Origin of the sequence: Dorea sp. 210702-DFI.3.17, from assembly GCF_020560825.1 — a bacterium.
In the GTDB taxonomy this organism is placed as follows: Bacteria; Bacillota; Clostridia; order Lachnospirales; family Lachnospiraceae; genus Dorea; species Dorea formicigenerans.
In genome coordinates, this window is record NZ_JAJCNB010000011.1 from 61,634 (window position 1) to 76,493 (window position 14,860).

A 14,860-nucleotide genomic window follows, 5' to 3' on the forward strand; every position below is an offset into this window, starting at 1 on the left:
CATAAAAACGATAAAAGAAAGTTTTAAGATTATATAGCAATAAAAAAGTTTACATAAAACAGCAACAACACAGGGGAAAAGATGGAGACTAAGAAAAAGAAAATAGGTTTTATTCTAAATCCATATGCTGGAATTGGTGGAAAAGCCGGTCTAAAAGGAAGTGACAATTACAAAAAAATAGAAAAGCTTTTGCTGGAAGGCTGTGAAAGAACAGCCCCCAAGAGAGCAGAAAGCTGTATGAGCAAAATTGCAGATCTTACCGCAAGTTTAGTTGCAGGAGATAAAGGATTGGTGGGAGAAAAAAATTTTTCAATCCTAAGTGCACCAGGGGATATGGGAGAAGCTTTGCTTGAGAAACTTAAAATTCCATGTGATGTGGTGTTATGTCCCAAAGCCCATACAAGCAGCGCAGAAGATACGAAGCTTTGTGCACAAATTATGAAAGAACAGGGAGTGGATCTTCTCGTGTTTTGCGGAGGAGATGGGACTGCAAGGGACATTTGTGAAGCTGTTGGTACGGATGTGACGGTTCTTGGAATCCCGGCAGGAGTGAAGATGTATTCTGCGTGTTATGCCTGTAATCCATATCAGGCAGGTGAGATGTTGGCAGGGTGGCTTGAAGGAAAAGAGATGTCTTATGAAATGAGGGAAGTTCTTGATATTGAAGAGAAGGATTTAGATTCCAGAAACGTAAGCCCCCAATTGTACGGATTTTTGGAAGTATTAAGTGATGGAAAACATTTACAAAAGGCAAAAGAATTGGATCTGGGGTCAGGCGAGTCCGCAACTATAATAGCGAGGGCAGCAATCTTGCGAATGGAAAAGGACTGGGTTTATATTATCGGCCCGGGAGGAACGACCTGGAAGATAAAAGAGTTATTGTGTGAAAATGACGAGCAGGAGGATACTGGGAAAAAGAACGTACATGGAACTGTCCGTGGAGTGGATGTGATCAGAAATGGTAAAATCATACTTCGAGATGCGAATGAAAGAGAATTGTGGGACTGTGTCAATTCATACAGTCATATAAAAATTCTGGTGACCTGTATTGGTGGAAATGGTTTTTTGTTAGGAAGAGGAAATCAGCAGATTAGTCCACGGGTAATCAGAAAAGTAGGAAAAGAACAGATTGAAATTGTAGCAACAAAAGAAAAACTGGCAGGACTTGGCGGGCAGCCGATGCATGTAGATACAGGCGATGCAGATGCAGATGAGTATTTAAAGGGGTATTATAAAATTATATTCAAAAATTCTGATTCTGCTATTTACAAGGTTGGATAAAGAAAGAATCTGCAAATAGCCTTTGGTAAAGATGAATATCATGGAATATTTAAAGAAGTCGACAAATGGTCGGCTTCTTATTTTGTTTTTTGTAAAATATTGCAAAAATATCAAAAAATTAACAAAATAACTTGATGAAATCACTGATTGAAGACTAATGTATGTGTTGTAAGTGAAATAAATAAAAATGTTTAGATAATCAATAAGTGAACTGCCATGAAAGGAGTGATTCTTGTGGAAAACAGTTTTGTACATCCATATATGCCTAATAGTGTACCAGAGAATAAGAAGGCAATGTTGGATGAATTGGGGATCAACAGCGTAGAAGACATTTACAAAAGTATAATTCCAGATGAATTGCTGTATAAAGAACGATTAGATATTCCGGAACCGATCAGAAGTGAATATGAACTGAAAAGACATGTGATGGGAATTTTGAATCGTGATATTACAACGGAAGAATATACGAGCTTTCTTGGAGCCGGGTGTTACAAACATCAGGTGCCGGCAATTTGCGATGAGATAAATTCCAGAGGTGAGTTCCTGACTGCTTACTGCGGAGATACATATTCTGATCATGGTAAGATGCAGGCAATCTTTGAATACACAAGCATGATGGGAGAACTTTTGGACACAGATGTTGTAAGTTATACAACTTATGACGGCGGTCAGGCGGTGGCATCTTCGCTTCGTATGGCAGTCAGAGCAGTCAGAGAAAAAGGAATGGCTGGAAAAGTGATTCTTGTTCCGAAGACTATGAATCCGGAAATATATTCACAGGTCGTACAGTATTGTAGAAATGTGGCAGAAGTAAGAAAAATAGCTTATGAACCAGAGACAGGACTTATGGATCTGGAAGAGTTGAAAGAACAGTTGGCAAAGAAAAATGTTGCGGCTGTATTTTTTGAAAATCCAACTTATCTTGGTAACTTTGAGACAAGAGGAGAAGAAATTGCAAAACTGGCACATGATGCAGGAGCTTATTGTGTTGTACAGACAGAGGTGGCAGCGCTTGGAATTATGGAGAGCCCGGTAAATCAGGGTGCTGATATTGTATGTGGAGATATACAGCCTCTTGGAATGCACATTCAGTTCGGCGGTGGTCAGGCAGGATTTATTGCATGTAATCAGAATATGGATCTGGTAGAACAATTTCCAACTTATATGTACGGAATTACAGAGACAGAGAAAGAAGATACATATGGATGGGGAAGAGCGATGAATTATCGAAGCTCTCATGGAAGCCGTGAGAATGCAAAAGAGTATTTTGGAACAGAAACAGGTCTCTGGGCAATTACGGCAGGTGTGTACCTGGCAAGTATGGGGCCGCAGGGCATGCACGAACTCGGTGAGACGATTATTCAGAATGCAGCATATCTGGAGGATATTTTAGATGAGATTCCGAAAGTTCGGGCAAAGAGATTTGAGAATGCGAAGTTTCAGGAGTTTGTAATAGATTTTAACCAGACTGGAAAGACGGTTGAAGAAATTAATAAAGAATTGTTAAAAGAGAACATATTTGGCGGAAAGGACTTAAGTCATGATTTCCCAGAGCTTGGGCAATGTGCACTTTATTGTGTATCAGAGATTACGACATTAGAAGAGATGGAGCATCTTCGTGATGCCCTCAAGCGGATTGTAAAGGGGGAATAGTGATGGGATATTATAAGACAAATCGAGATTTCCACGAAGCGAGATGGGATGAACCTATTATTATGAAACTTGGCAATCCAGGTGAACGGGGCGTCCTGGTTCCAAAGGCAGATGAAAAAGTTACAAAAGCAACAGGAACCGTAGAAACGCTGCTTCCAGAGAATCTGATTCGAAAAAAAGCACCGAAACTTCCGGAAATGTCTCAGATGCAGGTACTCAGACATTATATGAGATTATCTCAGGAGACGATTGGAACAGATTTTAATATTGATATCGGCCTTGGAACCTGTACTATGAAGTACAGTCCGAAGATACACGAACAATTGGTGAGATCTGAAAAATTAAGCGAAGTTCATCCGTATCAGGACGAGTCGACCATTCAGGGAATCCTGGAAATTATGTATCGGGATGAACAGTACATCAAGGCAATTTCAGGTATGGATAAAGTAAGCTTACAGCCAGGAGGCGGTACTCAGGCAATCTTTGCAAATGTAGAGACAATTCGTGCTTATCATGAATCCAGAGGTGAGGGTGAACAGCGAAATGAGATTATTACGACCATTTTATCGCATCCGGGCAATCCAGGTGCCGCTGCAACGCTTGGATATAAGGTAATCACTTTATATCCAGATGAAAACGGTGTGCCAGATATAGATGCTCTAAAAGCAGCCGTTTCTGAACATACAGCCGCACTTATGATCACCAATCCGGAAGATACCGGAATCTACAACGAGAAAATTAAAGAATTTGTAGATATTGTTCATGCAGTTGGAGGCTTATGCGTATATGACCAGGCAAACTTAAATGGACTGTTCGGAATTACAAGAGCGCGAGATGCAGGATTTGATATGTGTCATTATAATCTGCACAAATCCTTTTCTTCACCGCACGGATGTCAGGGACCGGCAGCCGGAGCACAGTGCGTATGTGAGAAGCTTGCAAAGTTTGTTGCAGCACCGACAGTAGAATTTGACGGAGAAAAATATTATCTGGATTATAATCGTCCGGATAGCATTGGAAAGTTAAGAAAATTTTATGGAGTGCCTGCGGTTCTTGTGAGAACCTATGCATATATTCGAACTCTCGGCCCGGATGGAATGAAACAGATTGCAGAAATGTCGATTTTAAATAATAATTATATGTTGAAAAAACTTTTGGAGATAAAAGGAATTTCCTTGCCATATGCGAAAGGAAAATACAGATTAGAACAGGCAAGACTGAGCTGGAAAGAATTGACGGACGAGACAGGCGTAACGACAGATGATATCTGCAGACGAATCGTGGATTATGGTTTTCAAGATTATTTTACAAGTCATCATCCAAGAATCATTCCAGAACCTTTTACACCAGAGCCTGTAGAATCTTACTCAAAGGATGATATTGATGAATTTGTAGATGCATATCGTCAGATTGCAGAAGAAGCATATACTACACCACAAGTTGTAAAAGAAGCACCGCATCATGCGGCACTCGGATCCAGAATCCAGGAAGATGGTCTTATCGAGTGGAAAAAATTTGCAACAACATGGCGTGCATATATAAAAATGAAAAAAGACTCTTAATCTGATGAAACAGGAGGGTGGTGAAAAAATAATCGGTATGTGAGATGTCTTGAAAATGTCAGAAGGGAGAAGATAGAATGATTTTTGATGGACATGGAGATGTGTGGACAGATGTAACTTGCCGTGCAGTAGATCACGGAGAAAGAGATATTTTTCGTAAGCATCATCTGCATAAGTTCCAGGAAGGTGGTGTTACAGGAGGAATTTTCGTAATCTGGATCGATCCACCATATGATAGTGATCCAGTGAAACGATCCAAACAGATTGTAAAGAGTATTAAGCAGGAAATGGAAGATTCTGCAGATATTCTGAATTTTGTGAAGAAGTATGATGATTTTGAAAAAGGCACAAAAGAAGGAAAATTAAATATCGTAACCGGAATGGAAGGGTTAAGCCAGATTGGGGAAGACATTGATATGATCAACTATTTTTATGATGAAGTAGGTGTCAGACATGCAATGCTTACCTGGAATGAATTAAACGCATTGGCAACCGGATGGCCGGTGGATGTAACAAGGGGACTTACAGAAGCAGGAAAGAAAGCCGTAAAGCGGATTCAGGATCTTGGAATGGTGATGGATGTATCACATCTAAATGACAAATGTTTCTGGGGCGTCATTGATCTGGCGCAGGGACCGATTATTGCATCACATTCCAATGCACGTAGTGTATGTCCGGCAATGCGCAACCTGACAGATGACATGTTGAAGGCGATTGCTAAGACTGGTGGTCTGGTGGGAATGAACAGTATGAGAGAGTTTATTTCTGAAAAGCACGATGAACAAAATGTCGAGCATTTGGCAGACCATGTCGAGTATATTGCTGATCTGATCGGAATCGATCATATTGGTCTTGGATTTGACTTTGATGACTACCTTGGAGGAGAGGCGCTTAAGACATTCAGTGATCATGTCGATTCACCGAGTGGCGACGGTATTTCTAATGAGGCAGAAGCAAAGAATATCCTGGCAGTATTAAAGAAGAGGGGATACAGTCAGGAAGATCTTGACAAGATTGGCTATAAGAATTTTTATCGAGTATTCAAAGAAGTATGGAAATAAAGAATACGAAAAAGTAACTTGTTTATAGGATTGAGAAAGGCAGGAATTCATATGAAAACATTAATTAGTGCGGATAATACGTGGGCGTTGTTTGCAATATTAGTAGTCGTCGCAGCATTAGCTATCTGGATGGAGCAGAAGTACAAATGGGCAGGAAAAGTAACAGGTTGTGTTATTGCTTTGATTGGAGCTATGATTCTTTCTAACATCCGGGTAATCCCGACAGATGCACCGGCATATGATTTTGTATGGTCATATGTTGTACCACTTGCAGTACCACTTCTTTTGTTTAATGCAAATGTGAAGAAAATCTGGAAAGAAAGTGGACGTGTGCTTGTAATTTACCTGATCAGCGGTATTGGTACACTGGTCGGTGGTATTTTAGCATTTTATCTGTTACATAACCAGATTGCAGATCTGCACAAGATAGCAGCTATGATGGTTGGTTCATACACAGGAGGAAGTGTAAACATGGTAGCCATGTCTGATGCATTTGGAGCAAGCGGAGATATGGTATCTTCTTCAGTGGTAGCAGATAACCTTTTGATGGCACTTTATTTCTTCGTACTGATTGCAATTCCAACAATTAAATTCTTCTTGAAGAAATTTAAACATCCATATATTGATGAAGTAGAAGCAAGAAAAGCAAGTGGTGAAAGTGAAAACCAGGCAGCAAGTTACTGGAAAGCAAAACCGGTCGCACTGATCGATATCGCAGAGGCACTTGCGATTGCATTTGCAATCGTAGCAATTTCTACAGCAATTGCAGATTTCTTTGCAGGATTGATTCCAACAAGTAATTTTGGACTGGCATTATTAAACGGTCTTCTTGGAAACAAATATTTGATCATGCCTACATTGACCATGTTATTGGCAACAATTAAACCAGAATTTATGGGAAATATTGGTGGCGCACAGGAAATTGGTACATTCCTGATTCATATCTTCTTTGCAGTAATCGGTGTTCCGGCATCTATCTACCTGATCGTGACACAGGCACCATTACTCCTTGTATTCTGTGCAATCATCGTTGGTATGAACATGATCTTCTCCTTTGTATTTGGTAAGATTTTCAAATTCAACCTGGAAGAGATCTGTATTGCATCGAATGCAAATATAGGTGGACCTACAACAGCCGCAGCACTTGCAATTGCAAAAGGATGGCAGGCAATGGTAGTTCCGGCACTTCTGGTCGGTACTCTTGGATATGTCATTGGTAACTACTATGGAATCTTTGTAGGAACATTCCTTGGAAGATAATGATAATACAAATCCGGGCTAAATAAAAAGAGAATGAACTGTATTTGCAATGAAAATTAAAATACAGTTCATTCTTTTTTTGGGGATATACCTATAATAATTCGGCCATTAGATTGGCGTATATCTTTTCATTCTTTTGTGTCCAGTTTGCTGCAATTGCCATTGCTTCAGATTCCGTTGGAACAGTGAGCGTCAGGTCGATTAAAGGAGCATCACGTTCCAGTATCTGACAGCGGACACAATATTCCATGTTGGGATTTCGATAATAGTCAGCTTTTATGGCAACTTCATTTTTCAGTTCATATTGTTTATTACTGAGAAAACTGTTAATATCTTCCTGGATTGCAGGTGAAATATCATTTTTAAAGTAATGAATTGTTTCCTCGCCTTCTTCTGTCAGGTGATAAAATGTTCTTGTGTGCGTGGACTCTTCACGAATAAATCCAGAATCCAAAAGCTCTGAAAGAGCCTGTTGCAATTTAAAATATGTCGTGTAGCCTTCGTTTAAAATGAATTCTGAAATCTGGGAATTAGTCAGTGGGAAATCCACCTTATCCAGCATATACAGAATGATCAGTTTATAAAGTTTAAATGCTTCTGCCATAATTTACAACTCCTTTCCCTGCCAGATGTCGTGAATCTTGAACCAGGACTGCATCTGGTTTAAGACATGTCGTTTGTTTGTGCTCCAGGTAGGAGCAATCAGAAGATTTTTTGGACCGTCCCCGGTGAGCCGATGAATGACAATATCCGGACTCAGATTGCAGATACAGGAACTTAAGACTTCAAAATATTCTTCCATGGAATAAACAGAAAATCTGCCTGTCAGGTAATCGTCCGCGAGATCTGTGTATTTCAGAACATGTAAAAGCTGTAGCTTGATTCCCTGAATGTGGTGTTCATTCAGATAATGCATAGTCTCAAGATTCCGCTTGATATCTTCTCCTGGAAGTCCGAGAATCGTGTGTACGATTACCGGAATACCCAGTTGACGAAGTCTCTTTAATGCATGTTCAAATACCGGAAGATCATAGCCGCGCCGGATATAAGATGCCGTATCTTCATGAATTGTCTGAAGTCCAAGCTCAATCCAGACAGGTTTGATCTGATTTAATTCATGAAGAAGATTTAAAATATCTTCACCGAGACAGTCCGGTCTTGTTGCAACAGAAAGAATTCTGATATCCGGGTGCATGATTGCCTCAGTAAATATTTTACGAAGGTAGTCTACAGGTGCATAAGTGTTCGTATATGCTTGAAAGTATGCAATATAAGAACCGCCTCCATATTTGGCGGCGACTTTAGATTTTCCATGTTCAATCTGTTCACGAATCGTCTCGGAAGGTGATTCGGCAAAATCACCAGAACCACCCTGACTGCAGAAAATGCAGCCACGGGTTCCGCATGTTCCATCCCGGTTCGGACAAGTCATGCCTCCGTTCAGTGATAGTTTATATAATTTGCTGCCATAGGTGTTTTTGAGATAATAGTCCAGAGAATGGTATCTCTTTTCGCCCCAGTAAACAGCCATTAAATCAATTCCTTCACAGCTTCGCTTACAACGTCTGCAACGCGAGGGTCGAAAGCTTCCGGAAGAATATTGTTTTCGTTCAGTTCTTCATCCGGAACAAGGCTTGCGATTGCTTTTGCAGTTGCAAGTTTCATCTCTTCTGTAATCTTAGTTGCGCGTCCTTCCAGAGCGCCTTTGAAGATTCCAGGGAAAGCAACGACATTGTTGACCTGGTTCGGGAAGTCTGAACGTCCGGTTCCAACAACTTTTGCTCCGGCTTCTTTTGCGAGGTCTGGCATGATCTCTGGTACAGGGTTAGCCATTGCAAAGAGGATAGCATCTTTGTTCATGGAAGCGACCATTTCTTTTGTGACAATATTCGGAGCAGATACACCGACAAAGATGTCTGCACCATTCAATGCATCAGCAAGGGTTCCTTTTTTGCCTTCCAGATTTGTTACTTCGACCATCTTTTTCTGCATCCAATTCAAATTCTGAGAATCTTTTCCGAGGATTCCGCTGATATCGCACATTGTAATATGAGAAAATCCGTATGTGAGAAGCAGTTTTGTGATTGCAACACCGGCACTTCCGGCACCATTTACAACGACTTTACAGGTCTCTTTGTCTTTTCCTGTTACTTTTAATGCATTAATGATTCCGGCAAGAACCACAATGGCAGTTCCGTGCTGATCGTCGTGGAAAACAGGAATGTCGAGAAGCTCTTTCAGACGTTCCTCAATTTCAAAGCATCTTGGAGCACTGATGTCTTCTAAGTTAATGCCTCCGAAAGCAGGAGCAATATTTACAACAGTTTTGATGATCTCTTCAGTATCCTGAGTGTCCAGGCAGATCGGCACAGCATTGACACCACCGAATTCTTTGAAAAGGACAGCTTTTCCTTCCATAACAGGCATGGCAGCCAGCGGTCCTATATTGCCAAGTCCAAGCACGGCACTTCCGTCAGATACAACAGCAATTGTGTTGGATTTGATTGTATATTTGTATGCGGCTTCTTTATCTTCAGCGATAACTTTGCATGGCTCAGCAACACCCGGTGTGTAAGCAATTGCCAGATCTTCGCGAGTCTTTACATGAGACTTTGCGATGGTTTCAAGTTTGCCGTTCCATTCTGCGTGCATTTTCAGAGCTTTTTCTTGATTTGTCACGTTAAATACCACCTTTTTCTACTATATTTTGTATATGGGGATTTGAACAAGGTCACCCCTTGTATACCATCATATCATTTTAAGATTACCAAATCAAGAAATGTCTTTGAAAAAAGGCTTTTAAAAGCGAAACATTTGTAGTATAATAAACTTTAGTTTCAGATGAAGTCTATTCTGACAAAGAATCCCGTGATGACACATAAGCCTATAATTGAAAGGAATATAAAGCGATGATGAAAGAAAAATATGAAACATTACCGTTGACGACGTTAAAAGAACTTGCAAAAGCAAGAGGCCTGAAAGGTATTTCTACAATGAAAAAGGCCCAGGTAATCGAATTGATGTTACAGGAAGATGAAAAAGAACAGGAAAAAGAAAAACAGGAAAAGCGTGAGACAGTAAAAGAGATGTCTGCGAATACCGGAGATAAAGAAATCCATGATATTGACCGCCTGGACAGTGGAATTGTTGCACGCGGAATTCTGGAGGTTATGCCAGATGGGTTCGGATTTATCCGAAGTGATAATTATCTTCCAGGAGATAATGATATCTATATTTCGCCGTCTCAGATCCGTAGATTCAATCTGAAGACTGGAGATATTTTGGAGGGACATACTCGTATTAAGACACAGCAGGAGAAGTTCAGCGCACTGTTATATTTGACTAAAGTGAATGATATAGATCCAATGGAACTTCTCACACGTAGCAGTTTCGAGAAGATGACACCGATTTTCCCAAATGAGAGAATGCGTCTGGAGTGTGGCAAGACAAGCACGTCTATGAGAATTATGGACTTGCTTTCTCCAATTGGTAAAGGTCAGAGAGGAATGATCGTATCACCTCCGAAAGCCGGTAAGACAACACTTTTAAAAGAAGTTGCATTGTCTGTTCTTAAGAATAATCCGGAAGTGCATCTTCTGATTCTTCTGATTGATGAACGTCCGGAGGAAGTTACGGATATTAAAGAGACCATTCAAGGAGACAATGTAGAGATTATTTACTCTACATTTGATGAGCTTCCAGAGCATCATAAGAGAGTATCTGAAATGGTCATTGAACGTGCAAAGCGTCTTGTAGAACATAAGAAAGATGTTATGATCTTGCTTGACAGCATCACACGTCTTGCAAGAGCGTATAACCTGACTGTTTCACCATCCGGAAGAACACTTTCCGGTGGTCTTGATCCGGCAGCGCTTCATATGCCAAAGCGTTTCTTTGGTGCTGCAAGAAATATGCGTGAGGGTGGAAGCCTTACAATTCTCGCTACAGCACTGGTAGATACAGGAAGCAAGATGGACGATGTTGTATATGAGGAGTTTAAAGGAACAGGTAACATGGAACTGGTACTTGACCGTAAGCTTTCTGAAAAAAGAATGTTTCCTGCTATTGATATACCGAAGTCAAGCACTCGGAGAGAAGATCTGCTTCTTAACAAAGATGAGCAGGAAGCTGTGGAGATCATGCGCCGTGCACTCAATGGAATGCGTGCGGAAGAGGCGGTGGAGAGTATCCTGAATATGTTTTCCAATACAAAGAACAACAATGAGTTGATTGAAATGGTAAAAAAGAAAAAAATATTATAGACAAGCTGGCAATCGTGTGGTACAATAAGAAAGCTGTTTAGAAAATATTCGCGTTTGACGCAACTAAAATAAACGCAACAATAATAAAGAAGAGGTGAAAATCATGAAAGAAGGAATACATCCAGCATACTATCAGGCAACTGTAACTTGCAACTGTGGTAACACATTCGTAACAGGATCTACAAAAGAAGATATCCACGTAGAAATCTGCTCTAAGTGTCATCCGTTCTACACAGGACAGCAGAAAGCAACACAGGCTCGTGGCCGTGTTGATAAGTTCAACAAGAAGTACGGAATGAAATAAGTTCGAAGGTTATCGGGGTTGAGGTTTTTTAAATCTCAACCCTTTCTTCTATTTATATCAGATATGAGGAGAGCAATTATATGAAGTCATCCAATATTGGGGGACAGGCAGTCCTTGAAGGAATTATGATGAGACATGGAGACGACTATGCGGTTGCAGTGAGAAAACCGGATGGAGAGATTTTTGTACAGAAGGAAGAATATCACAGTGTGATCAAATGGAAAGCTTTAACGAAGATTCCGTTTATCAGAGGGGTGTTCAATTTTATAGATTCTATGGTTCTGGGAATTAAGACGTTGATGTTTTCAGCTGAATTTTATGAGGACGAAGAGGAAGTAAAAAGCGAAAAAGAACTGACAGAGGAAGAAATCGCAAAGAAGGAAAAACAGGAAAAATGGATGATGAATGTGACAGTTGCAATATCTGTAGTAATTGCAGTAGCAGTATTTATGGTTCTGCCGTATTTTCTGTCTTCATTATTAAAACCACTGATGCCATCGTATCATTTGAGAACATTAGTGGAAGGATTTGTGAGGATTGGTATATTTATTCTCTATATTGCATTGATTTCAAGAATGGATGATATCCAGAGAACATTTATGTACCATGGCGCGGAGCACAAATGCATCAATTGCATTGAGCATGGACTTCCGCTTACCGTTGATAATGTCAGAATCAGTTCCAGACAGCATAAGCGCTGTGGAACAAGCTTCTTATTCTTCGTACTGGCAATCAGTATTATTTTGTTGATGTTGATTCAGGTGGAATCACCGCTGATGCGTGTGATCGTGAGAATTGCCCTGATTCCGGTCATTGCAGGAATTTCTTATGAAGTACTGAAACTTGCAGGAAGAAGTGAGAATCCGATTATCAATCTTTTAAGCAGACCAGGACTTGCAATCCAGAAGCTGACAACGAAAGAACCGGACGACTCAATGATTGAAGTGGCAATACAGGCAGTAGAAGCAGTATTTGATTGGAGAGCATATGAAGCAGAGAACTTTAAAACTGCAGAGGATTTATAAAGAAGGATCTGCGTATCTGGAAAGCAGACAGATACCAGATGCTCAAATCGATGCATGGTATTTACTGGAATATGTGACTGGAATCAGTCGTGCTTCCTACTATGGAAATCCGGAAAAAAATATTTCGGAAGAGGAAGCGAAACGGTATTGGGAATATCTGGAAAAGCGTGCACGAAGAATTCCACTTCAGCATATTACGGGAAGTCAGGAGTTTATGGGATATGAATTTCTTGTTAATGAGCATGTGCTTATACCAAGACAGGATACAGAGAATCTGGTGGAAGAAGCATTGAAAGTGATAAGACCGGATATGCATATGCTGGATATGTGTACTGGTTCGGGCTGTATACTGATCAGTCTTTTAAAGTATGCGGCAGAAAGAAAGCACATTACAGGGGTGAAAACGGTTGGCGCAGATATATCAGCGGATGCGCTTGAAGTGGCAAAAAAGAACGCTCAGAGACTTAAGGTTCCTGTTATATGGGTGCAGAGTGACATTTTTGAAAATGTATCTGAAAGTTTTGACCTTATTGTGTCAAACCCACCATATATTAGAACAGAAGTGATCCAGGGACTGGAGGACGAAGTAAAGCTTCATGATCCGTGGATTGCGCTTGACGGACATGAAGACGGACTTTACTTTTACAGAAGAATTGTAAGCGAAAGCATTTCACATCTGAATGATGGTGCATGGCTCATGTTCGAGATCGGTCATGACCAGGCAGAAGATGTATCAAAGCTTATGAAAAGTGCAGGATTTTGCAATATATATGTGAAAAAGGATCTGGCAGGACTTGACCGTGTAGTGTGTGGCATGTACAATAAAAGAGTTGTAGAAAATTCAAGTCGAACAAAAATGTGAGACATTGGTCAGGATAGAGAATACCGAAGTGAGGATTATGTTTAATGTTTGCGCCGGTATATGGCAGTTATAGTAATATTGCAGGTAAACAGGAGGAGATAGAGATGTTTGATAAATTAGAAGATCTGCTAATTCGATTAGAAGAAATCTTGAGCGAACTTCAGGAACCGGATGTGGCAAGTGACCCAAACCGTTTCCGTAAGCTCATGAAAGAACAAAGTGAGCTTACACCAATCGTAGAAGCATACAAAGAATATAAAGCATGCAAGCAGAACATTGAAGAAAGTCTGGAACTTCTGAATGAAGAGTCTGACGAAGATATGCGAGAACTTGCAAAAGAGGAGTTGAATGAGTCGAAAGCAAGAGTAGAAGAGCTTGAGCATGAGCTTAAGATCCTGTTGCTTCCAAAAGACCCTAATGATGACAAGAACGTAGTAGTTGAGATCCGTGCTGGTGCCGGTGGAGATGAAGCAGCACTTTTTGCTGCAGAAATTTATCGTATGTATCTGCATTATGCAGAGAGTAAACGATGGAAAGTGGAACTGGTAGAGTGCGAAGAAATTGGAATCGGTGGTATGAAGAATGTTACATTTATGATTGATGGACAGGGCGCATATTCTATGATGAAATACGAATCCGGAGTACACCGCGTGCAGCGTGTGCCGGAGACAGAAAGTGGCGGACGTATTCACACATCAACAATCACAGTAGCAGTTATGCCGGAGGCAGAAGATGTGGATGTTCATATCGATGAGAAAGATATTCGTATCGATGTTATGAGAGCATCAGGAAACGGTGGACAGTGTGTCAATACAACAGACTCCGCTGTACGTCTGACTCACTATCCAACTGGAATTGTAATCTACAGCCAGACAGAAAAATCACAGCTGCAGAATAAAGAAAAAGCATTTGCACTTCTGCGTGCAAAACTCTACGATTTGGAATGTCAGAAGCAGCATGATGCAGAGGCAGAAGCAAGAAAGAGCCAGATTGGAACAGGAGACCGCTCTGAGAAAATCCGTACTTATAACTTCCCACAGGGACGTGTCACAGATCACCGTATAGGTCTGACATTATACAAACTAGACAAGATCATGAACGGCGATATCCAGGAAATCATCGATGCCTGCATCGCTGCCGATCAAGCCAAAAAACTCGCAAACATGGACGAATAAGCTATGAGGGCATAATATAACGGAAGGACGATTAAACCTGCTTGCAGGGAGAATCGTCCTTCCGTTATATTGTGTGAGAATGCAAACGAGCACCGAGAAGAAGCAAAGCGGAATCGAGGTGGGCGGGTGCATGCCCTCATAGCGAAGCGCGAGAGTCAGAGTACTCTTATTTTAATCTATGTGAGTCAAACGAGCACTGAGATGGAGCAGAGCGGAAGCGAAGTGGGCGTTCGTGCTATTCGAAAGTGGTGGGAGGCTGCTTGCAGGGAGAATCGTCCTTTTGTTATATCAGCTGGGAGATGACTCCCACCTCTATAGGGACGCCACTGAAAAAGTGGTAAGTTTAGTCCCACAGGGCGTCAAATATGTGTAAAAATGTTCCTTGATAATAAAATATTGCTAAAATAGTGTTTTG

Annotated in this window: 13 protein-coding genes; 10 read left to right on the top strand and 3 right to left on the bottom strand. The window is 40.8% G+C overall.

Going from position 1 to position 14,860, the window contains the following annotated elements:
* The first annotated feature begins 81 nt into the window (after positions 1-81).
* From LI149_RS07715 to LI149_RS07735, 5 genes are all read left to right on the top strand, one after another.
* Positions 82-1,281: an ATP-NAD kinase family protein gene (locus LI149_RS07715; RefSeq protein ID WP_168932859.1), complete on the top strand. Its 1,200-nt coding sequence runs from the start codon at positions 82-84 to the stop codon at positions 1,279-1,281.
* A 234-nt stretch (positions 1,282-1,515) separates the two neighbouring features.
* Positions 1,516-2,934 (top strand): aminomethyl-transferring glycine dehydrogenase subunit GcvPA, encoded by a 1,419-nt coding sequence (gene gcvPA / locus LI149_RS07720; RefSeq protein WP_227143173.1) that lies wholly within the window; start codon positions 1,516-1,518, stop codon positions 2,932-2,934.
* 2 nt (positions 2,935-2,936) lie between these two features.
* On the top strand, positions 2,937-4,496 hold the full coding sequence (gcvPB, locus tag LI149_RS07725) for an aminomethyl-transferring glycine dehydrogenase subunit GcvPB (protein WP_227143174.1): 1,560 nt from the start codon (positions 2,937-2,939) through the stop codon (positions 4,494-4,496).
* A 77-nt stretch (positions 4,497-4,573) separates the two neighbouring features.
* Positions 4,574-5,557, top strand: a complete 984-nt coding sequence (locus LI149_RS07730) for a dipeptidase (protein WP_005334417.1) — start codon at positions 4,574-4,576, stop codon at positions 5,555-5,557.
* A 51-nt stretch (positions 5,558-5,608) separates the two neighbouring features.
* Positions 5,609-6,817 (top strand): DUF819 domain-containing protein, encoded by a 1,209-nt coding sequence (locus tag LI149_RS07735; RefSeq protein ID WP_227143175.1) that lies wholly within the window; start codon positions 5,609-5,611, stop codon positions 6,815-6,817.
* A gap of 91 nt (positions 6,818-6,908) precedes the next feature.
* Here LI149_RS07735 and LI149_RS07740 read toward each other — a convergent pair whose 3' ends face one another.
* From LI149_RS07740 to LI149_RS07750, 3 genes are read right to left on the bottom strand one after another with little or no spacing between them, the layout of a single operon-like run.
* Positions 6,909-7,421, bottom strand: a complete 513-nt coding sequence (locus LI149_RS07740; protein WP_005334399.1) for a DUF4364 family protein — start codon at positions 7,419-7,421, stop codon at positions 6,909-6,911.
* A gap of 3 nt (positions 7,422-7,424) precedes the next feature.
* Positions 7,425-8,348, bottom strand: coding sequence for a TIGR01212 family radical SAM protein (locus LI149_RS07745; RefSeq protein WP_227143176.1), 924 nt, complete (start codon positions 8,346-8,348; stop codon positions 7,425-7,427).
* Positions 8,348-9,496: an NADP-dependent malic enzyme gene (locus LI149_RS07750; protein ID WP_227143177.1), complete on the bottom strand. Its 1,149-nt coding sequence runs from the start codon at positions 9,494-9,496 to the stop codon at positions 8,348-8,350. The genes LI149_RS07745 and LI149_RS07750 overlap by 1 nt, the downstream gene beginning before the upstream one ends.
* Before the next feature lie 233 nt (positions 9,497-9,729).
* Between LI149_RS07750 and rho the strand changes: the two genes are divergently transcribed.
* The 5 genes from rho (at position 9,730) to prfA (ending at position 14,445) form a co-directional block, all read left to right on the top strand.
* Positions 9,730-11,079 carry a transcription termination factor Rho gene (rho, locus tag LI149_RS07755; protein WP_181975415.1) on the top strand — a complete coding sequence of 450 codons (1,350 nt, stop codon included), beginning with the start codon at positions 9,730-9,732 and terminating at the stop codon, positions 11,077-11,079.
* A gap of 103 nt (positions 11,080-11,182) precedes the next feature.
* Complete coding sequence (gene rpmE / locus LI149_RS07760; RefSeq protein WP_005334394.1) at positions 11,183-11,383, top strand: 50S ribosomal protein L31; 201 nt, start codon at positions 11,183-11,185, stop codon at positions 11,381-11,383.
* Positions 11,384-11,463: 80 nt separating this feature from the next.
* The gene (locus LI149_RS07765) at positions 11,464-12,408 is read left to right on the top strand and encodes a DUF1385 domain-containing protein (RefSeq protein ID WP_227143178.1); all 945 of its coding nucleotides are present in this window, start codon (positions 11,464-11,466) and stop codon (positions 12,406-12,408) included.
* Positions 12,371-13,270 (top strand): peptide chain release factor N(5)-glutamine methyltransferase, encoded by a 900-nt coding sequence (gene prmC, locus LI149_RS07770; protein ID WP_173785920.1) that lies wholly within the window; start codon positions 12,371-12,373, stop codon positions 13,268-13,270. Before LI149_RS07765 ends, prmC begins: the two co-directional genes overlap by 38 nt.
* 104 nt (positions 13,271-13,374) lie before the next feature.
* A complete protein-coding gene (gene prfA, locus LI149_RS07775; protein WP_029731587.1) occupies positions 13,375-14,445 on the top strand; it encodes a peptide chain release factor 1 in 1,071 nt (356 codons plus the stop codon).
* Positions 14,446-14,860 lie beyond the last annotated feature (415 nt).

Excerpts from the sequence above, each read along its gene's own strand:
- LI149_RS07745 (WP_227143176.1), bottom strand. The coding sequence starts at position 8,348 with ATGGCTGTTTACTGGGGCGAAAAGAGATACCATTCTCTGGACTATTAT.
- rpmE (WP_005334394.1), top strand. The coding sequence starts at position 11,183 with ATGAAAGAAGGAATACATCCAGCATACTATCAGGCAACTGTAACTTGC.
- rho (WP_181975415.1), top strand. The coding sequence starts at position 9,730 with ATGAAAGAAAAATATGAAACATTACCGTTGACGACGTTAAAAGAACTT.
- LI149_RS07765 (WP_227143178.1), top strand. The coding sequence starts at position 11,464 with ATGAAGTCATCCAATATTGGGGGACAGGCAGTCCTTGAAGGAATTATG.
- LI149_RS07715 (WP_168932859.1), top strand. The coding sequence starts at position 82 with ATGGAGACTAAGAAAAAGAAAATAGGTTTTATTCTAAATCCATATGCT.
- gcvPB (WP_227143174.1), top strand. The coding sequence starts at position 2,937 with ATGGGATATTATAAGACAAATCGAGATTTCCACGAAGCGAGATGGGAT.
- LI149_RS07740 (WP_005334399.1), bottom strand. The coding sequence starts at position 7,421 with ATGGCAGAAGCATTTAAACTTTATAAACTGATCATTCTGTATATGCTG.
- prmC (WP_173785920.1), top strand. The coding sequence starts at position 12,371 with ATGAAGCAGAGAACTTTAAAACTGCAGAGGATTTATAAAGAAGGATCT.
- LI149_RS07730 (WP_005334417.1), top strand. The coding sequence starts at position 4,574 with ATGATTTTTGATGGACATGGAGATGTGTGGACAGATGTAACTTGCCGT.
- LI149_RS07735 (WP_227143175.1), top strand. The coding sequence starts at position 5,609 with ATGAAAACATTAATTAGTGCGGATAATACGTGGGCGTTGTTTGCAATA.
- prfA (WP_029731587.1), top strand. The coding sequence starts at position 13,375 with ATGTTTGATAAATTAGAAGATCTGCTAATTCGATTAGAAGAAATCTTG.